Below are 17,109 nucleotides of genomic sequence, written 5' to 3'. Positions count from 1 at the left end.
CCATGCTCGCCCAATGCATCCAGGCACTTTCCGCGGCGGCCGGCCGCCAGCTTTCCCAGGCGGAAATCGACGGCATCGAGGAACGCATGCTGTCGTCGATGCAGACGCTGGCCCGGCAGGATCCGGCCGCGTGGCGCGCGATGGGCCGCGACGAGCGATACACCGCGGCAGCCAAGCTCGCGCGCTCGCGCCATCTGGACGACGTGACGGCCGCGCGCTCGCGGGCGGTGCAGGAAATGCAGACACGCGCGCGGGAGCTGAAGAAGGTGGATTCGTTCAAGCCGGGTCTGCAGGGCCAGCTGGCCGCGCTGCGCCAGCGCCTCACCCTGGCCGGCAACTTCCGCGGCGGCGATATCCCGCTCGAGCAGAAAATCCGCGGCGTCTACCAGGACTTTACGCGCGAGCTCGACGGCGGCGCGCTCAAGGGTCGATTCTTCGGCCTGATCCAGAACCCGGCCGAGCAGCGCGCCATCCTGCTGGCCATCTTCGGCAAGGACTCCGGCAACCCGGACATCAACGCCTTGGGCAAGCAGGTGCGCGACGTCGTGGAGCGCGCCCGCGTGGCCGCCAATGACGTCGGCATCCCGATCCACCACCTGGACGATTACATGCCCCGCGCGTGGGCGTGGGAAAAGATCGGCGCCGATCGCGCCCATTTCATCAAGCGCGCCCTCGAGGAAATCAACCCGGGCGACTACATCAACCGCGACGGCTCGCCGATGACGCCCGACCAGCTGCGCCGGTTCGTCACCGAGGCCGCCGAGACGCTGGGCACGAACGGCGCCAACAAGCGCGGCGAGGGCATGGGCGCCGGCTACGGCAGCAGCGTGGGCGCATCGCGAAACACGCCGCGACAACTGAAGTTCAAGGATGCGGAAGCGGAAATTCGCATGGCCGAGGAATTCGGCAGCGCGAGCAATGTGCTGTCGCTGCTGGACCACCATTTTCACGGCATGGCCCGCGATATCGCGACCGCGCGGGCGTTCGGTCGCGATGCAGACCGGTTCGTGCCGCAACTGGTCAACCGCGCATTTGCGGCCGATGTGTCCAGCGGCCTGACCGAAGGGCAGATCAAGCAGCTGGACAACCTCAAGCGCCGGACGCTGGCCGAGTATCAGGCGCTGCGAAACCCGGGCAGCCCTGGCGCCCTGCCCCTGTGGGCGCAGGTGTCCAACACGGTGCGCGGCATCGTCGGCTCGACCTTGCTGGGCGGCTCGACGCTGGCCGCCATCCCTGACGTCGGCATGGCGATCGCCTACGGCCGCGAGCTCGGACTTACCCGGCGCGCGATCGTCGGCAACATGGCCGAGGGCATGAAGCCGTCCGCCGAGAATCTCGCCTACATCCGCCGGCTGGGCATCACCGCGCAGACCCTGCAGGACGGCACCCACCGATTCGGCGCCGGCGAGCTATCAAACCAGTTCACCCGCTTCTTGAATCACGGCGTGCATGTGCTGTCGCTGCTGCGCATGTGGGACCGCGGGCAGATCCACGCGATCTCGGCCAGCCTGATGGACCTGCTGGGCGAGCACACCCGCCGCGCGGACTTCGCCGCCCTGGATCCGAAGGACCAGGCCTATTTGACGGGCCGCGGCGTCACCGCTGACCACTTCGCCACCTGGCAGCAGGCCGAACTGGACCGCGGTCCCAGTGGCGACCACACCATGCTGACGCCGGACGCGATCTACAGCATCCCGGACGACAAGCTTCGCCCGATCGCCGAGGCGCGCATGGGTGCGAAGGCGACGCCCGAGCAGATCGCGCAGGACATCCGCCGGCTACGCACGGAGGCCGCGCAGCACCTGCTGGCGGTGACGCTTGCGGAATCGCACATCGGCGCGCGCGGCGGCTCCGGCAACTCGGTGCGCGACAACCTCACGTTGCACATCACGCCGGAGAACGGCGGCACGATCATGGGCCAGGTTGCGCGGTGGCTGCTGTTCCTGAAGCAGACGCCGCTGGGCATGTTCCGCACACACATGATCGATGTGCCGGGCGGTCTGAACGACTGGCGCAGCGCCTGGAGCTACCGCGCCCGCCTGGTGGCAATGCAGGCGAGTCTGGGCGCGCTCGCGCTGACGCTGAAGTCGATCGCACTGGGCCAAGACCCCGACAACCTGCTCACCAGGAAAGGCGCCGCGAAGGTGGCCATCGCCTCGGGCGGGTTCGGCATGTACGGTGACTTCCTGTTCGGCGACAGCACCGAGCACCGCAATAACGGCCTGGTGAAGCTGGCCGGCCCGGGCGCCACGTTCCTGGATGACCTGATCCACCTTTACGGCGACACCGAGCACGAGGCCAGCGGCGAGAGCAGCACCAAGCCCGGCCAGTACGGGGCGCGCCTGCTCAAGTTCGCCCGCAACTACGCGGCCCCGTTCTCGCGCCTGTGGTACGCGAAAGCCGCGTTCAACCACATGATCTACCAGCAGCAGATGGAGAAGCTGTCCCCGGGTTACAACGAACGCACCCGCCAGCGGATGATGCGGCGCGGGCAAAGCAGCTGGTGGCAGCCGGGCGAAATGACCCCCGACCGTGCACCAGACCTCGGGGCGGCTGTTGGCCAGCCGGCGCGCTGAACGATGACGCTGCTGTCAGCCAAGGGGCTAGAGCCCATCGGGCTGGAGCCATCGACCGCCCGGCGCATCGTCGCAGCGGTGGTGCTGCAGGCTTACAAGGATGTCGAGGCGATGGAGAAGCGCCGCGCCCGCCATCCCGAGGCCAAGCCCATGGCGCGCGAACTGGACGCACAGGAGTGGCTGCAGGACACCACCACGGTGCGGCCGTTTAGCTATCGGTGGTGTCTCGACGTTTTGCGGCTCTGAAGTCGTCAAACCACATGGCTACTGGATGGACCACCAAACCGCCCAATACGGCGGGAACGGCCAACAGTTCGTAGGGAACACCCCAGCCCCAGCGCTCGGTTAATTTCCAAGCGCCCCACGCCAGCGCGCAGACGCCGACGTATGCCGCGAGCCCTGCCGCGGTGGCCCATTCGTCTTTCTTCTGTTGGCTGTCCATCGCACCGAACTCCCCCGACCTCGTGAGCCTACTCCTCCCCCACACGCAGAAAAACGGCGCCACACGGGCGCCGCTGGTGCTCAAAGGGGGCGGTGAGCTAACCCAAGGGGAGAGCCCCGCGCATCGGTTCCGCCTGGACGTTCCGTGCCGGCTGGCTTACGCCTGGCAGCTTGGTCGGTTTGGGCCTGACGTGCGGGGCTAGGCAATCTTGCCGCCAGGTCACCCCAACCGGTACCGGGGGATTCCTCTGATCCCCGTAGGCGGGCTCCGACGTATCCAGGGATTACAAAGCGTCAGAGAAAGTCTTGTTTATCAATGAGTTGTACATTTCACTTCACCGACACTACCATCCCCTCTGCAGAGGGGATGGTAGTGTCGGCTTTGATACCTTGGTTCCGTGGCTGGAAAGCAAGTAAAAGTGCTAGTCGTTGCAGCCCTTCACAAAAAAGCTACAATGTTGGGCCTGCCCGCACGGATAGCGCTTTTACATGAGCCAAGCAATCGTTTTTGACGTTCCCTTTGCCTCCACCGATGACCATCGGGCTAAGGAGGATGTGTGCTTGGATCTTTGGCAGCGGGCTATCGGTTACGTGAACCACGTTTTGGAAACCGACGAGCAGCTGGATATTGTTCAGTTCAGGGCGAAGACGCACCCCTCTATCGAGGAGCTTTTGTCCGCCATTGGTCACGCAGACGCGTTGCTGAAGCTGATGGCAACTGCGGAAGGGCTGACACATAGCGCGGCGAACGCGCTGCTGAACTGTTCACGTGCAATTGGCACGCTGCAATGTACGTTTATTGCCGTGGTAAAGCAGGACAAGGAAGAGTACGACCGCTGTATCGCCGAGTTGAACCTTATCCTCAGCGGCAGCATCTAAAGAAGTGTGTGTGTGTGTGTTACCGGACTGCGGTTCGAGCTCAAGAGGAGCTCACTTCAGCCGTTACTTGTGAAGGGTCTACCCCCAGGGAGCAAGCCATGAAATCTGAACTGTCGCCCATCCGTGAAAACAGCACGGCCAGCCTGAGCCATCATCGGTTCATGAAGATGGCGTCTCAGGTGATGGCCGAGTTCGACAAGATCGACGCGATTCTTTCTGAGTGCCTGAGCACCCGCGGCGAGCAAGATCTCGCTGCGTAAACGAGTCCGTCCCCTTTAGCTTGAAAAGCCCGCCACATCGGCGGGCTTTTTTTTTGGTTGCGAGCCGTGTCGGCCGTTGCCTAGGTGTTGCCTCACCGGAAAAGAAAAAGGCTTGCACGACGGCAAGCCCTTGATTTCACTGGTGCCGGCAGCAGGAATCGAACCCGCGACCTACTGATTACAAATCAGTTGCTCTACCAACTGAGCTATACCGGCATGAGCGTTCATTCTAGCAGGCGACGTCCGCGGCGCACCGGCTCAGAAGCAACCCGTACTGTGCGAACCGATGGCCAGTTCGCGCACGCGCTGGCGCCAGGTCGCCGAATTGGCATCCGGCACGACGACGTCGAGCCAGTACTCGGGCACGGTCTCGACCCGCTCGGTCATCTGCGCAGGGAAGCCGGCCGCCACCAGGTCTTCGCGGCGCTTGCGCGCATTGGCCGGGTCCTTGAACAGGCCGAGCGAGATCGTGTTGGGCTGGTCGCCGGAGCTGACCACGAAGTAGTCGCTGAAGTGCGCATCGGCCAGCCGCTGCGCCACGGCGAGCGCCTGGGCGCGGCTGGCCTGCGCCGGCAGGTAGACCCACCAGCCACGCGACTGCTGCGACTGCTCCTGGCGCGACTGGCTGCGCGCCAACTCCGGCGCCAGTCGTTCGCGCGCGCTGCGCAGGGACTGCAGGCTGGGGAACGGCCCCAGCGCCAGGCACTGGTAGCTTGCCGCGGTGGAGCCGCCGACCGGCAGGGGCGTCGATCGGCCGGGCGCCGGCGAAGAGGCAGCGATCGCGACGGCATCCGCTGCGGAAGGATCGGCGGGAGCGCTGGCACCCTGCGCGGGGCCGGCGGCAGACAGGTCTGGCCGCTCGGTCAGCAGGTGCAGCACGGGCACGCCCGGGTCAGCGGCGCTAGGCACGGTCACATCGTCCTGCCCGAGCACCAGCCAGGCGCCCACGGCGATATTGAGTGCGATCAGCAGAACGAACAGGAGACGCAGGAACATCCAGAGCTCTCTTCCGGTACTGCGGTGGATTCTAGTCGTCCGCGGCGGGTGGCAGCGCGGTACCGCTCCACACTGCCAGGCCACGCAACACGCCATCGACGACCAGCTCACCGGGTCGGGCGACAAGTTCGCGGAGCAGAGGCGCGTCGCCGCCGCCGAAAAGCAGCGTCGAGCCGCTCCCGAGCATCGGCTCGACCTGCGCCACGAAACGCTCGACCAGTGCCGCGCAGGCGCCCCAGCAACCGGAAGCGACCGCATCGGCGGTGTTGTCGGCCAGCACGGCGACTTCACCCGGGCGCTCGGGCCGCACCTGCACGGTGGCGCCGAGCAGGGAGTGCTGCATCAGCTGTGGCCCCGGCGCGATCAGCCCGCCGAGGTGGCGGCCATCGCCGCCCAGGGCATCCAGGGTGAGCGCGGTGCCGACACCGACCAGCACGCAGGGCGAGCGACCATCGGCATGCGCCGCGACCATGGCCAGGAAACGGTCCACGCCCAGGCGCGAGGGGTCGGCGTAGGCACTGCGCACGCCGCAGGCTTCGGCCGGACTGCGCACCCAGACGGTCGCCGCTCCACCGCGCCGACGAACCTGCGCGTCGACCAGCTGCTCGCGTTCGCTGTCGACCACGGACGCCCCGAACACTGCTTCCGGCTCCGGCAGGCCAGCCCATTCGGCAGCCAGATGCTCGGCGACCGACCCGGTCCAGGCGACCGCGCCCTCGCCGAGCCGCCGGCCCGCGTCCAGCGCCCACCACTTGAGCCGGGTATTGCCCAGATCGAGCAGCAGCCTCATGCGCGGCGCACCGTGACTTCGGCGCTGTCGATCCGCTGCATGCGGCCATCGTCCAGTCGCAGGCACAGCGCGCCGCGCGCATCGATGCCTGCACCGGTACCGCGCAGATCGCCCTGTGCCCCACTGAGCGCCAACGGCTGGTCGCGCAGCAGATCGTGGCGGGCATAGTCGTCGACGAAGGCGGCGAAGCCATCCCGCTCGAAGGCCTCCAGGCCTGCGGCCAGGGCCTCGATCAGGGCCGCTGCCGTGCGGATGCGCGAGGGCGGCTCGCCGCTGCACAGCCCGGCCAGGTCAGCCACCGGCTGACCGGCCTGGTCGCGCAGCGCGGAGGTCAGCCGCAGATTCAGGCCAATGCCGATCACAGCCGCGCAGGGGCCCTGGTACTCGCCGCTGACCTCGACCAGGATGCCGGCCAGCTTGCCGGCACCGGCCAGCACGTCGTTCGGCCATTTCAGCCCGGCGCCGCGCACCCCGAGCGCATCGAGCGCACGCATCACGATCACCCCCACCGCCAGCGAGAGACCGCCCAGCCCGGCCATTCCGGACTCGAAACGCTTCAGGCACGACAGATACAGATTGAGCCCCGGCGGCGACAGCCAGGTGCGCCCGCGCCGGCCGCGACCCGCCGTCTGGGTTTCCGCCAGCACGATGCTGAGGTCGGGTGTCGCCGCACCGCGGCGCTGCAGCTCGCTGGACGTCGAATCCAGCTCCCAGAACACCTCCAGCGCGCCGAGCCGGTGGCGCACGGACGGCGGCAGCATCGCCGCGATGCGGTCGGCGTCGAGCAGTTCCACCGGCCACGGCAGGCAGTAGCCGGCGCTGCCGTGGGATTCGACCGGAACGCCACGGGCGCGCAAGGCCTCGACCTGTTTCCAGATCGCGGCGCGGGTCACCCCGGCGGCCTCGGCGAGCCGTGCACCGGACACGGGGTGGCCGCCGGCCAGCGCGGCGAGCAGTTCAGGCGCTTGCATCGGAGGACGGGAGCGTGATCGGCGCGAACGCGCCGAGGGGAGTCGGGATGGCATGCATGGCGGCCGATTCTATCCCGAGGTTTCGGGCAGCCCCATGCGGCGCGCCCCGCCGCCCCGGGCGCGACACTGGCGGCAGGTCGGGCTTTCTGTCACCCTCGGCGATCTGGATCATGCGAATCAAGGGGTTGAGTCGTCATGAACGCACCGCGCTGGATCGTCGGAAGTGCCCTCGCGGCGGCCTTGTCGCTGCCTGCGCTCGCGTCTGCGGCGTCGTCGGATCTCGGCGGTCTCGATGGCGGCGGACAGCAGTCCAGCTCCGACAGCACGTCTTCGCGGACCCTGGTCAACGGCGCATCCGCATCCGGCGGCGGCGACGTCACCAGCCTGCCCCAGCACACCAGCGCCAGCGCTCCGGCCAGCAGCTCGAGCGACGCGGACAGCGATCCGTCCGGCAACCTGCCCGTCAGCGGCAGCGCGCGCCAGGCTGCACCGCACCACGCCAGCCCGGGCTGGCAGTCGCTGCTGCCCGGCTCGATCCAGTAATCGCGGCTTCGCCGGTCAGCCCGGCGGCAGTTCCACGCTGAATCGCGCACCGCCCAGTTCCGGCGAACGGTCCACGACCAGCTCGCCCCGATAGGCCCTGACGATGTCCTGCACGATGGACAGGCCGATGCCATGGCCCTGGACCCGCTCGTCGCCGCGCACACCACGCTGCAGGATCCGCTCGATCTGGTCCGGCTCGATGCCAGGGCCGTCATCCTCGACGCTGAGCATCAGCCCCGGTCGCTGCTTGCCCGGCTGGGTGCGTGCACTCGCCATCAGCAGCACGCGATGGCGCGACCACTTGAAGGCGTTCTCCAGCAGGTTGCCCATCAGCTCGAGCAGGTCGCCCTGTTCGCCGTAGAAGGCGACGCCCTCCTCGATCTCGAACTCGCACAGGACGTTCTTCGCCGCGTAGACCTTTTCCAGGCTCTGCACCAGGTCTTCGGCATGCCCGCCGAGCGGGATCGCCGTGGCGAACGGCTGGCGCCCGGTGGTGGCCGCGCGCGCCAGCTGGTAGGCGACCAGCTCGTCCATGCGGCGAACCTGGTCCAGCACGTCGTGGGCCAACTGGGGCGCCTCGCTGGAGGACTCCAGCCGGGAGCGGATCACCGCCAGCGGCGTCTTCAGGCTGTGGGCCAGGTCGGCCAGGGTGTTGCGGTAACGCGTGCGCTGTTCGCGCTCGCTCTCGATGAAACCGTTGATGCGCTCGGTGAGTCCGGTCAGCTCGAGCGGGTACTGGCTATCGAGCGAATCGCTCTTGCCGCGCTCGACCCGGCTCATGTCCGCCGCCACCTTGCGCAGCGGCGTGAGGCTCCAGCGCAGCAGCAGCATCTGCAGCACGATGAGCATCACCCCGAGGGTCGAGAGATAGACGATCAGCGAGCGGCGGTAGGTCGCGTTCTCGCCCTTGAACTGGTCCTCGGTCTGGGCGACGGTGAAAGTCAGCGGCACCTTCCGGTCGTCCTGCGACTCGAACACCACGCCGTAGCTGTAGTAGTACAGCCGGCCCATGCGGGTATCGATCGGTCCGACGAAGCGCGTCTCGCCCGGCTTCAGCGGTGACAGGAAGCCGAAGTCCCGGCCGATCGCCGAAGACGATTCCCAGTGGAAGCCGTTCTCGCCGGTGGCCACCGCATACAGCCCGGAACCGGGCCGGGAGAAGCTCGGATCCGGCGAGGAATACGGCATCAGCAGCCGCCCGTTGCGGCCCACGTCGATCAGCGCCAGATAGGCCAGCACGTCGTTTTCCAGCCGGTCGCGCAGCCCGCTCAACGCGGTCTGGTACTTGGCCTGCGACAGGGTGACGCCGATGATGCCGAGAAACCCGGCCAGCGCCAGACCGGTCGCCATCGCCGCACGCGCCGCCAGCGACAGCGGGCGACGCGTGGACGCCGGCTCAGTCCTCGTCGCCGTCGCTGCGGGGGATGGCAAAGCGGTATCCGCGTCCACGCACGGTCTCGATGGGCTTGATGGTGCTCTCGGGGTCGAGCTTGCGGCGCAGGCGGCCGATGAACACCTCGAGCACGTTGGAATCGCGGTCGAAATCCTGCTGGTAGATGTGCTCGGTCAGGTCGGCCTTGGAGACCAGTTCGCCGGCGTGCAGCATCAGATATTCGAGCACCTTGTACTCGTAGCTGGTGAGGTCGACCACCTTGCCCTCGACCGAAACCGTCTGCGCGGTGGTGTCGAGCTTGATCGGGCCGCAGGCGAGCACCGGCTTGGACCAGCCGCTGGCGCGGCGCACGAGGGCGTTGATGCGTGCGAGCAGCTCCTCGACGTGGAACGGCTTGACCAGGTAGTCGTCGGCACCGTGCTTGAGCCCTTCCACCTTGTCCTGCCAGCCGCCGCGGGCGGTGAGGATGAGGATCGGATAGCGCTGGCCGGCCTCGCGCAGCGACTTGATCAGGTCCATGCCGGACATCTTGGGCAGGCCGAGATCGATGATGGCCAGGTCGAACGGCACCTCACGACCCAGATACATGCCCTCTTCGCCATCCTGGGCGGTGTCCACGGCGAACCCGTCGCGCTTCAGGCGCGCGGCAAGCGTCTCACGCAGCGGAGCCTCGTCCTCCACCAAAAGGATGCGCATCAGTGTTTCTCCTTGTTGCCCCGACCGTTTCCGGCCGGATTCTTGGTTGACTGGGCCGGCGCCGGGCGCCGGTCCGATTCGGAGGGCACCGTGACGGTGCGGACGTAACCGCCGGGCGTGAGTACCTTGATGCGGTACTCGGTCCTGCGCCCGAACTCCCGGCGATCGGCCGACAGCACCTTGCCCCCCGTATCGTGCTGCACCTGCTCCACCGCCTGGTCCAATGTGAGATTCGTGTCCTGCTTGGCCAGGCAGGGACCGGCGGCCGCCAGCAACAGCGGCACGACCAGCAGGCGCGTCAGGATAAGCGTCTTGGGTGTCATACGTTCGTGATCCGGCCTCGACGGGGAATCCGAGGAGCGCCCGAGGTTAAGGGCCGCGGCCTGAATAGTGGCCCGAACGACACCCCCTGTCATGCCGCGGCGCGTACCGGATCCATGGCCTGTTCCAGCAGACTCCAGCCCGCCCCCGGTCGATGGGCCCCCTCGCTCAGTACCCGGCGGAAAGCCCGCGCGCCCGGCTGGCCCTGATAGAGGCCCAGCAGGTGCCGGGTGATGTGCTTGAGCGCCGTTCCGCGAGCCAGCTCGGCCTCCACATAGGGCCGCAGGTGGTTCAGTACCCCCTCGCGGGTCGGCAGCGGTTCGCCGTACAGAGCGGCCTCCAGTTCCGCCAGCAGGAAAGGATCGTGATAGGCCGCCCGTCCCAGCATCACGCCATCGACGGACTGCAGGTGCTGGCGCACCTGGGGCACCGTGGTGATGCCGCCGTTGATCACCACGGTGAGGCCGGCGAACTCGTGCCTGAGGCGGTACACCCGGTCGTAATCCAGCGGCGGGATCTCGCGGTTCTCCTTCGGGCTCAGCCCCTGCAGCCAGGCCTTGCGGGCATGCACGACAAGGACCTGCACGCCGGCCTCGACCATCGCCTCGGTGAAGCGCTGCAGGTCGGCATAAGCATCCTGATCGTCCACCCCGATGCGGCATTTGACGGTGACCGGAACGCTTGAGCCTGCGGCCTGCACGGCATCCCGCATGGCCCGGACGCACTGCCCCACCAGCCCCGGGTCCAGCATCAGGCAGGCGCCAAACCGACCGGACTGGACGCGATCCGAGGGGCAGCCGACGTTGAGGTTGATCTCGTCGTAGCCGGCCTGGGCGCCGAACACCGCGGCCTGCGCCAGCTCTTCCGGCTCGCTTCCGCCCAGCTGCAGCGCCACGGGGTGTTCCTGCTGGCTGTGCTCGAGCAGCCGGAGCTGCCCGCCGCGCACCAGCGCCGCGCTGGTGACCATTTCCGTGTAGAGCCGGGCGTGGGGCGACAGCAGACGGTGGAAATACCGGCAATGCCGGTCGGTCCAGTCCATCATCGGGGCAACACAGACGCGCCAGGGGGCGGCAGAGGGCGAAATCGCGATTGGCATCGGCATATGGTCGCCGAAAACCGGTCGCTTGGGGCCGGGGACCGATCTGCGCTCCCGACAGCCCGGCATGGCTCCCGGAAACAATTGGCTGCTAATATCCGGTTAACAACGAGTCAATGGAACTGGTTCACATTTATGAAGATCTATCAGGCTCTACTCGCAGTGCTCTTCACCCTCGTGCTCGCTGCGTGTGCGACCACCCAGGGTTCGACCGACGCACCCGTGTTCAATCCCGACGCGCAGGCGATGACGCAGTATCACATCGGCGTCGACGACCTGCTCGAAGTCTCGGTCTGGAACAATCCCGACCTCAGCGTGAAGGTGCCGGTCCGCCCGGACGGCCGCATCACGGTGCCGCTGATCGGAGACGTGGTGGCGGGCGGCAAGACGCCGGACCAGGTGTCGGCCGACATCAAGGAGCGCCTGAAGAGTTTCATCCGCGACCCGCAGGTGGCGGTCATCGTCACCGAGCTGCGCAGCCACGAGTATCTGCTGCGGGTACGTGTGACCGGCGCGGTGCGCAATCCGGTCTCGATTCCCTACCACCAGGGCATGACGGTGCTCGATGCGGTGTTGGCCGCAGGCGGCATCACCGAGTTCGCGGCACCGGACCGGACCGAGCTCTATCGCAAGACCAAGTCCACCACCTCGTCCTACGCGGTGCAACTGGGTCAAATCCTTCAGGACGGCAAGCTGGGCACCAACTATCCGGTCCAGCCGGGCGATGTCATCACCGTGCCGCAGCGGTCGTTCTGAACCAGGAAAGCCCGACAGGGGGAGCGGTACTCATGAAGGACGAACAACCGAGCCTGCAGTCCTTGCTACCGGTGCTGTTGACCGAAGCAAGGCGCCGGCTGGGCACGATGATCCTGATCTTCGTAGTGATCGCGCTCGGCGCGCTCGCACTGGGTCTGGCATGGCCGAAGCGCTACGACGCGAGCACCACGATCCTCGCGCAGGAGAGCAGCATCATCACGCCGCTGATGGAGGGCGCCGCCTCGCCGACGGGCACCAAGAACCGCGCCAACATCGCACGTGACGTGATCTTCAGTCGCCCGGTGATGAACCAGGTGCTCGCCGACGCCGGCCTGCTCCAGGACAAGCCCTCCCCGGCCGAGATCGACCGCATCATCGACGGCATCAAGGCCCGCACCGTGGTCAATCTGAGCCACGGCAACCTGATCACCATCAGCTATCACGATTCCGATCCGAAGCGCGCGTTCGAGGTCACCCGCGACTTCAGCAAGCTGTTCATCAGCGAGAGCCTTGCGTCCAAACAGCGTGAGAGCCGGGACGCGTACAAGTTCATCGACAGCCAGGTCGAGGCCTACCGGCAGAAACTGACGGCCGCCGAGGAGAACCTCAAGCGCTATCGCGAGAACAACGTCGACGCGCGACCCGGCAGCGACGCCAACATCAATTCGCGCATCAGCGAGCTGCGCACCCAGGTGGAGACGGCCAAGCTCGACCTGATGCAGAAGCGCTCGCAGGAAGCGTCGCTGATGTCCCAGCTCTCGGGCGAATCCGAAGTGACCGCCGTGCAGACCACCGACGGCGTCTACCGCGCCCAACTGGCCGACCTGCAGGCGAAATTGGACAAGCTGCTGCTCAACTACACCAACGAATATCCGGACGTGGTGCGGACCCGCCACCAGATGGACGACATCAAACGACAGATCCAGGCCGAAGACGCCAAGCGGCAGGCCGCCAAGCTCGCCGGCACACCGGTGGCGATCGACGGCAACGCGCAGTTCAACCCGCTGTACCAGCAACTGAAGAGCCAGCTCGCCGCGCTGCGCGGAGACATCGCCGCCACCGCCGCGCGCTTGAGCGCCAGCCAGGCGATGCTCAACGACGAGCTCGAGCGCGCCAAGCGCGTGGCCGGCTCGGAGAACGTGGTCGCCGAGCTGACCCGCGATTACGACGTCAACCGCGACGTCTACCAGGATCTGCTCAAGCGCCGCGAGAACGCGCGCGTCTCGATGAACCTGGACGCCACCCAGCAGGGACTGAACTTCATCGTGCAGGACCCCGCCACGCTGCCGCTGGCGCCATCCGGACTGCGCTTCATCCATTTCGCCCTGGTCGGCATCGTGATGGCCATCGGCGTACCGCTCGGACTGCTGTTCCTGCTGGTACGGTTCGATCCCCGCGTCCGCTCGGCCGAACAGCTCGAGCAGCTCACCGGGCTGCCCATGCTGGCGACCATTCCGTACTACCAGGCGCCGCAGGACCGTCGTCGCCAGCAGATGCAGTTCGTCCTGCTGGGAGCGGTCGCCTTCGCCATCGTGCTGGCCTACCTCGTTTCGGTATGGATCAACCTGAGGGCTGCAGCATGAACATGCGCGACGACCATACCGGGGAAGGCCAGCTGCCAGTCGGCTCCAACACCGGACCCGGCGACCAGCTTCCTCGCAAGAGCGACAGCCAGTCGATCGCACTCATGGAGGAGACGCGCGCACTGGTGCCGTCCCAGCTCGAGCAGCGGCGGCTGATCCACGCCGAGCAGTCCTCGCGCAGCCAGGCCGACGTCTTCCGCGAGATCCGTACCCGGCTCCTGGAACTGGCCAACGACCAGAACTTCATCACCCTGGTGGTGGCCGTGAGCCCCGGCTGCGGCGCAAGCTTCGTGGCGCGCAACCTGGCTGCGGCCTTTGCGTTCGACCAGTCCAAGACCAGCCTGCTGATCGACTGCAACCTGCGCTATCCCGAGCAGCACCGCGTGCTCGGCGTGGATACCGACAACGGCGGCCTGATCGACTTCCTCGACCATCCCTCGCGCGGAATCCAGTCGGTGATCTATCCGACCGTGCTGCGCCACGTGCGGCTGATTCCCGCCGGCACTGCGCGCGAGAATGTCGGCGAGTACTTTTCCTCGTTCCGCATGCGGGCGATGGTGGATTCGCTGCGGAGCCGCTACAACGACCGCTACATTTTCCTCGACGGCCCTGCCGTGAAGGGGTCGCCGGATGCCCGCATCCTGGCCGAACTGGCGGACTTCGTCGTGCTCGTGGCCGGCTACGGCAAGGACACACCCGCAGCGATCATGCAGGCCGCCAGCAGGTTCGACCGGTCCAAGCTGGCGGGCGTGATCTTCAACCAGGCTCCCTGAGAGGACGACTGGCCAAGGTTTTCGCGTGATACCCGCGCGACGTCCGCAAGGGCGGCGCGGCCCAAAACAGGGGAGCAGGTGAGCTGTTTTCCATCGGCATGCCCGGTGGGAGAAGCACGCGCATCCCCGCATCCTGGCCCGGAAGGGGTAAGACTATGTCCGCACATCATCGCTGCTCACGGCGCATCCTCGCCGCCACGATCACCAGCCTGTTCGCCTGCGCCGGAGCTCGGGCCGGACAACTGGATTACACCCTGTACACCGGCATCGAGCACAGCGACAACATTACGCTGAGCGCAACCGACCCGATCAGCCAGAGCACGCTGATTCCGGGGGCCACCTTCCGCTTCGACCAGCAGGGCGAGGACCTGCAGGCCCATGTCCTCGGCAGCATCGAATACCGGGACTACCTCGGTTCGCGTTTCAGCAACCAGACCCAGACCCAGCTCTCCGGCCAGGCCAACTGGTCGATCTCGCCGCAGCGCCTGGATTTCGTGGTGGAGGATTACGCCGCGGTGCAGCCGGTCGACTCGACGGTCAGCAATTCGCCGACCAACCTCCAGCAGACCAACGTGCTCAGCCTGGGGCCGACCCTGCGCTTCGATCTCGCGTCGACCTGGCGCGGCCAGGTGGATGCCCGCTACATCGACAGCCGGGCGCAGAAGACCAAGCAGTTCGACTCGCAGCGCGGCCAGTTCGCCGCCCGGCTGATCCACGACTTCAGCCACAGCGACGTGGGATCGCTGAACGCCGAGACCCAGAAGGTCCACTACACCTCGGCGCTGCCGGGATCGGATTACCGACGCGACCAGTTCTTCGGCCGCTACCAGGGCAGCTCCGCCCATACCGAGCTGGACGTGTCGGCCGGCTGGACGCACCTTCAGTTCGACCAGGGCTCGCCCCGCTCGTATTCCGGCTCGATGCTGAGCGCCACCGGTACCTGGCACCCCAGCGAGACCAACTCGCTGAGCGTGAACCTGGCGCGGCAATACACCGATGCAGCGCAGAGCATGCTCGAGCCGGACCTCACCTCGCCGGTCGAGGGGCGCGGCGGCATCGTGACCGGGCAGACCGTCGTGGGGCCGCAGGTCTATCTGGAGCGCCGTGGCGAGCTCGCCTATGCCTGGCGCTCGGACCGCCTGACGTTCTCGCTCGCTCCCTACTATCGCAAGCTGAGCTATGTGAACGACACGACCTACGATCAGGTCGGCAAGGGCGCCAACGTCGGCCTGGACTACAAGTTCCGTCCCACGCTGCTGCTGTCGGCCTATGTCAACGGTGAGCGGCTGCGCTACGACACCCTCAATCGCCTGGACCGCACACTCAGCTACGAGGTCGCACTCACCGATCAGCGCACGGTGCACTGGTCGTGGCGCGTTTCCTTCCTGCACCAGCAGCGGCACAGCGACGCCGCCGGCCAGAGCTTCCACGAGAACCGCATCTATGTCGGGGTGATCTTCCGGCGATGAGTGGCGAGCTCCTCAAGGAGATACCCGGTTACTTCGGGCCGCAAGGATCGCTGTTCGGCATCATGGCCGAACCGGCTTACCCGCCCAGCACAGGGGTCCTGCTCTGCCCGCCGCTGGGGCAGGACCTGATTCGCAGCCATCGCCTGTACCGCCAGCTCGCGCACATGTTCGTGCGGCGGGGACTGGCCGTGCTGCGCTTCGACTACTACGGCAGCGGCGACTCCTGCGGCGATGCCGACCAGACCACGCTCGCGCGCTGCGTCGAGGACGCCCTGAACGCAATCGGGGAATTGCGCCAACGCACCCGCTGCCGTCGGCTGCTCGCCTTCGGGGCCCGCCTCGGCGGCAGCATCGCGCTGCAGGCGCATGCCCGCCAGCCGTTCGATGCGCTGATGCTGTGCGACCCGATCCTCGATGGCCCCGCGCATCGGGCGCAGCTCAAGGCGTTGCATGCCGAGATGCTCGCAGACACCCGCCGCTTCGTCCGTCCGCGGACTGCGGCGGAAGGTGCCGGCCAGTGGCTGGGCTTTCCGCATGGCGAGCAGCTCGGGGGCGAACTGGCCGGCATGCACCTGTCCGTTCCTCCCGACGCGTTGCTGCTCGACTCGGCCGACGCGTTCCCTCGCGCCGGAAACATCGTGGCGCTGGACGAGCCGCTCGGCTGGGACGACCTCGACCGCCTCGAGGTGGCCATCCAGTCGCACGAGCTGATCGCGCGCGTGCAGCGCCATATGGAGACGCTGCAATGACGGAGGCGGCCTGCCGCTTCGGCCGACACGATCACCTGATCGGGGTGCTCTCCACGCCGGACTCCCGCGACGCTGCCGCGCCCCGCCCGGGAGTCATCCTGCTCAACGCCGGGCTGGTGCATCGCATCGGACCCTTCCGGATGACGGTGGAGCTGGCGCGCATGCTTGCCGGTCAGGGATATGCGGCGCTCCGGTTCGATCTTTCCACCATCGGCGACAGCGGTGGCACCGCCGACGCCGGCTCGCGCGAGGACCAGGTGCTGGCCGATGTGCAGGACGCCATGGCGGCGCTGCAGCAACATGCCGGCTGCTCGCGCTTCGTGTTGATGGGTCTGTGCTCGGGTGCGCAGAACGCCCACCACGTGGCGCACAGCGACCCGCGTGTGGCCGGGGCCGTCTTCATGGATGGCTTTGCCTACCGGACGCGCGGCTTCTACCTGCGCCACTACCTGCCACGACTGCTCCACCCCGGCAGGGTGGCCCGGGCGGCCTGGCGGCGGCTGCGGCGCATCGGCCGGCGCGACGATGTGGACCTGCCGGGCTTCGCCGTGGAATGGCCGCCCAGGCAGCAGGTGGTCTCGGAGCTGACCGACATGGTGCGGCAGGAGCGCAAGCTCTGCTTCATCTACAGCGGCGGCGCCCTGGGCTATTTCAACCACCCGCGGCAGTTCGGCGAGTGTTTCGGCTCGCTTGCCGCGGATCCGAACGTGCAGGTGCGGACATTCCCGGAGGCCGACCACACCTTCATCCTGGCGGGCGACCGTGCGCGGTTGCGCGAAGCCATCGCCGACTGGATGCAGCAGTCGTTCTGATCCCG

At 67.2% G+C, this 17,109-nt stretch carries 18 protein-coding genes and 1 tRNA gene; 11 read left to right on the top strand and 8 right to left on the bottom strand.

Going from position 1 to position 17,109, the window contains the following annotated elements; translation table 11 throughout:
• Positions 1-2: 2 nt before the first annotated feature.
• The 4 genes from C693_RS0101925 to C693_RS23525 all read left to right on the top strand — a co-directional run bounded on the left by C693_RS0101925 (position 3) and on the right by C693_RS23525 (position 4,156).
• Positions 3-2,576 carry a hypothetical protein gene (locus C693_RS0101925; protein WP_017460561.1) on the top strand — a complete coding sequence of 858 codons (2,574 nt, stop codon included), beginning with the start codon at positions 3-5 and terminating at the stop codon, positions 2,574-2,576.
• A gap of 3 nt (positions 2,577-2,579) precedes the next feature.
• The gene (locus C693_RS0101920) at positions 2,580-2,822 is read left to right on the top strand and encodes a hypothetical protein (RefSeq protein ID WP_017460560.1); all 243 of its coding nucleotides are present in this window, start codon (positions 2,580-2,582) and stop codon (positions 2,820-2,822) included.
• 684 nt (positions 2,823-3,506) lie between these two features.
• Complete coding sequence (locus tag C693_RS0101915) at positions 3,507-3,896, top strand: hypothetical protein (RefSeq protein WP_017460559.1); 390 nt, start codon at positions 3,507-3,509, stop codon at positions 3,894-3,896.
• 98 nt (positions 3,897-3,994) lie between these two features.
• Positions 3,995-4,156, top strand: coding sequence for a hypothetical protein (locus C693_RS23525; protein WP_017460558.1), 162 nt, complete (start codon positions 3,995-3,997; stop codon positions 4,154-4,156).
• A gap of 140 nt (positions 4,157-4,296) precedes the next feature.
• Here the strand turns inward: C693_RS23525 and C693_RS0101905 are convergent.
• From C693_RS0101905 to C693_RS0101890, 4 genes are all read right to left on the bottom strand, one after another.
• Positions 4,297-4,372 (bottom strand) — tRNA-Thr (locus tag C693_RS0101905).
• 42 nt (positions 4,373-4,414) lie between these two features.
• Positions 4,415-5,152, bottom strand: a complete 738-nt coding sequence (locus tag C693_RS0101900; protein WP_017460557.1) for an SPOR domain-containing protein — start codon at positions 5,150-5,152, stop codon at positions 4,415-4,417.
• Positions 5,153-5,183: 31 nt separating this feature from the next.
• Positions 5,184-5,942: a type III pantothenate kinase gene (locus tag C693_RS0101895; protein ID WP_017460556.1), complete on the bottom strand. Its 759-nt coding sequence runs from the start codon at positions 5,940-5,942 to the stop codon at positions 5,184-5,186.
• Entirely contained in the window at positions 5,939-6,913 is a 975-nt protein-coding gene (locus tag C693_RS0101890; protein WP_017460555.1) for a biotin--[acetyl-CoA-carboxylase] ligase, read from the bottom strand. Before C693_RS0101890 ends, C693_RS0101895 begins: the two co-directional genes overlap by 4 nt.
• A gap of 195 nt (positions 6,914-7,108) precedes the next feature.
• On the opposite strand from C693_RS0101890, the gene C693_RS0101885 reads away from it, so the two are divergent.
• The gene (locus C693_RS0101885) at positions 7,109-7,456 is read left to right on the top strand and encodes a hypothetical protein (RefSeq protein WP_017460554.1); all 348 of its coding nucleotides are present in this window, start codon (positions 7,109-7,111) and stop codon (positions 7,454-7,456) included.
• A 15-nt stretch (positions 7,457-7,471) separates the two neighbouring features.
• Here C693_RS0101885 and C693_RS0101880 read toward each other — a convergent pair whose 3' ends face one another.
• The 4 genes from C693_RS0101880 to dusA form a co-directional block, all read right to left on the bottom strand.
• A complete protein-coding gene (locus tag C693_RS0101880; protein WP_017460553.1) occupies positions 7,472-8,806 on the bottom strand; it encodes an ATP-binding protein in 1,335 nt (444 codons plus the stop codon).
• Positions 8,807-8,852: 46 nt separating this feature from the next.
• The gene (locus C693_RS0101875; RefSeq protein ID WP_017460552.1) at positions 8,853-9,545 is read right to left on the bottom strand and encodes a response regulator transcription factor; all 693 of its coding nucleotides are present in this window, start codon (positions 9,543-9,545) and stop codon (positions 8,853-8,855) included.
• Entirely contained in the window at positions 9,545-9,868 is a 324-nt protein-coding gene (locus C693_RS0101870; protein WP_017460551.1) for a PepSY domain-containing protein, read from the bottom strand. Before C693_RS0101870 ends, C693_RS0101875 begins: the two co-directional genes overlap by 1 nt.
• Before the next feature lie 89 nt (positions 9,869-9,957).
• Positions 9,958-10,962, bottom strand: coding sequence for a tRNA dihydrouridine(20/20a) synthase DusA (gene dusA / locus C693_RS0101865; RefSeq protein WP_026107109.1), 1,005 nt, complete (start codon positions 10,960-10,962; stop codon positions 9,958-9,960).
• Positions 10,963-11,097: 135 nt separating this feature from the next.
• Between dusA and C693_RS0101860 the strand changes: the two genes are divergently transcribed.
• The 6 genes from C693_RS0101860 (at position 11,098) to C693_RS0101835 (ending at position 17,104) form a co-directional block, all read left to right on the top strand.
• On the top strand, positions 11,098-11,718 hold the full coding sequence (locus C693_RS0101860) for an XrtA/PEP-CTERM system exopolysaccharide export protein (protein ID WP_017460549.1): 621 nt from the start codon (positions 11,098-11,100) through the stop codon (positions 11,716-11,718).
• A 32-nt stretch (positions 11,719-11,750) separates the two neighbouring features.
• Positions 11,751-13,301, top strand: coding sequence for an XrtA system polysaccharide chain length determinant (locus tag C693_RS0101855; RefSeq protein WP_017460548.1), 1,551 nt, complete (start codon positions 11,751-11,753; stop codon positions 13,299-13,301).
• 2 nt (positions 13,302-13,303) lie between these two features.
• Entirely contained in the window at positions 13,304-14,074 is a 771-nt protein-coding gene (locus C693_RS0101850; protein WP_206740654.1) for a polysaccharide biosynthesis protein, read from the top strand.
• Between the two features lie 155 nt (positions 14,075-14,229).
• Complete coding sequence (locus tag C693_RS0101845) at positions 14,230-15,543, top strand: outer membrane beta-barrel protein (RefSeq protein ID WP_017460546.1); 1,314 nt, start codon at positions 14,230-14,232, stop codon at positions 15,541-15,543.
• A complete protein-coding gene (locus C693_RS22450; RefSeq protein ID WP_017460545.1) occupies positions 15,540-16,292 on the top strand; it encodes an alpha/beta hydrolase in 753 nt (250 codons plus the stop codon). The genes C693_RS0101845 and C693_RS22450 overlap by 4 nt, the downstream gene beginning before the upstream one ends.
• Positions 16,289-17,104: a dienelactone hydrolase family protein gene (locus C693_RS0101835; protein WP_017460544.1), complete on the top strand. Its 816-nt coding sequence runs from the start codon at positions 16,289-16,291 to the stop codon at positions 17,102-17,104. The genes C693_RS22450 and C693_RS0101835 overlap by 4 nt, the downstream gene beginning before the upstream one ends.
• Positions 17,105-17,109: the final 5 nt, after the last annotated feature.

The organism is Dyella ginsengisoli LA-4 (genome assembly GCF_000334915.1).
Classification (GTDB): domain Bacteria; phylum Pseudomonadota; class Gammaproteobacteria; order Xanthomonadales; family Rhodanobacteraceae; genus Dyella_A; species Dyella_A ginsengisoli_A.
This window is presented reverse-complemented; position numbering and strand designations above follow the sequence as displayed.

Bases quoted from the DNA above. Each gene is read 5' to 3' on its own strand.
- C693_RS0101925 (WP_017460561.1), top strand. From the start codon at position 3: ATGCTCGCCCAATGCATCCAGGCACTTTCCGCGGCGGCCGGCCGCCAG.
- C693_RS0101920 (WP_017460560.1), top strand. From the start codon at position 2,580: ATGACGCTGCTGTCAGCCAAGGGGCTAGAGCCCATCGGGCTGGAGCCA.
- C693_RS0101915 (WP_017460559.1), top strand. From the start codon at position 3,507: ATGAGCCAAGCAATCGTTTTTGACGTTCCCTTTGCCTCCACCGATGAC.
- C693_RS23525 (WP_017460558.1), top strand. From the start codon at position 3,995: ATGAAATCTGAACTGTCGCCCATCCGTGAAAACAGCACGGCCAGCCTG.
- C693_RS0101900 (WP_017460557.1), bottom strand. From the start codon at position 5,152: ATGTTCCTGCGTCTCCTGTTCGTTCTGCTGATCGCACTCAATATCGCC.
- C693_RS0101895 (WP_017460556.1), bottom strand. From the start codon at position 5,942: ATGAGGCTGCTGCTCGATCTGGGCAATACCCGGCTCAAGTGGTGGGCG.
- C693_RS0101890 (WP_017460555.1), bottom strand. From the start codon at position 6,913: ATGCAAGCGCCTGAACTGCTCGCCGCGCTGGCCGGCGGCCACCCCGTG.
- C693_RS0101885 (WP_017460554.1), top strand. From the start codon at position 7,109: ATGAACGCACCGCGCTGGATCGTCGGAAGTGCCCTCGCGGCGGCCTTG.
- C693_RS0101880 (WP_017460553.1), bottom strand. From the start codon at position 8,806: ATGGCGACCGGTCTGGCGCTGGCCGGGTTTCTCGGCATCATCGGCGTC.
- C693_RS0101875 (WP_017460552.1), bottom strand. From the start codon at position 9,545: ATGCGCATCCTTTTGGTGGAGGACGAGGCTCCGCTGCGTGAGACGCTT.
- C693_RS0101870 (WP_017460551.1), bottom strand. From the start codon at position 9,868: ATGACACCCAAGACGCTTATCCTGACGCGCCTGCTGGTCGTGCCGCTG.
- dusA (WP_026107109.1), bottom strand. From the start codon at position 10,962: ATGCCAATCGCGATTTCGCCCTCTGCCGCCCCCTGGCGCGTCTGTGTT.
- C693_RS0101860 (WP_017460549.1), top strand. From the start codon at position 11,098: ATGAAGATCTATCAGGCTCTACTCGCAGTGCTCTTCACCCTCGTGCTC.
- C693_RS0101855 (WP_017460548.1), top strand. From the start codon at position 11,751: ATGAAGGACGAACAACCGAGCCTGCAGTCCTTGCTACCGGTGCTGTTG.
- C693_RS0101850 (WP_206740654.1), top strand. From the start codon at position 13,304: ATGCGCGACGACCATACCGGGGAAGGCCAGCTGCCAGTCGGCTCCAAC.
- C693_RS0101845 (WP_017460546.1), top strand. From the start codon at position 14,230: ATGTCCGCACATCATCGCTGCTCACGGCGCATCCTCGCCGCCACGATC.
- C693_RS22450 (WP_017460545.1), top strand. From the start codon at position 15,540: ATGAGTGGCGAGCTCCTCAAGGAGATACCCGGTTACTTCGGGCCGCAA.
- C693_RS0101835 (WP_017460544.1), top strand. From the start codon at position 16,289: ATGACGGAGGCGGCCTGCCGCTTCGGCCGACACGATCACCTGATCGGG.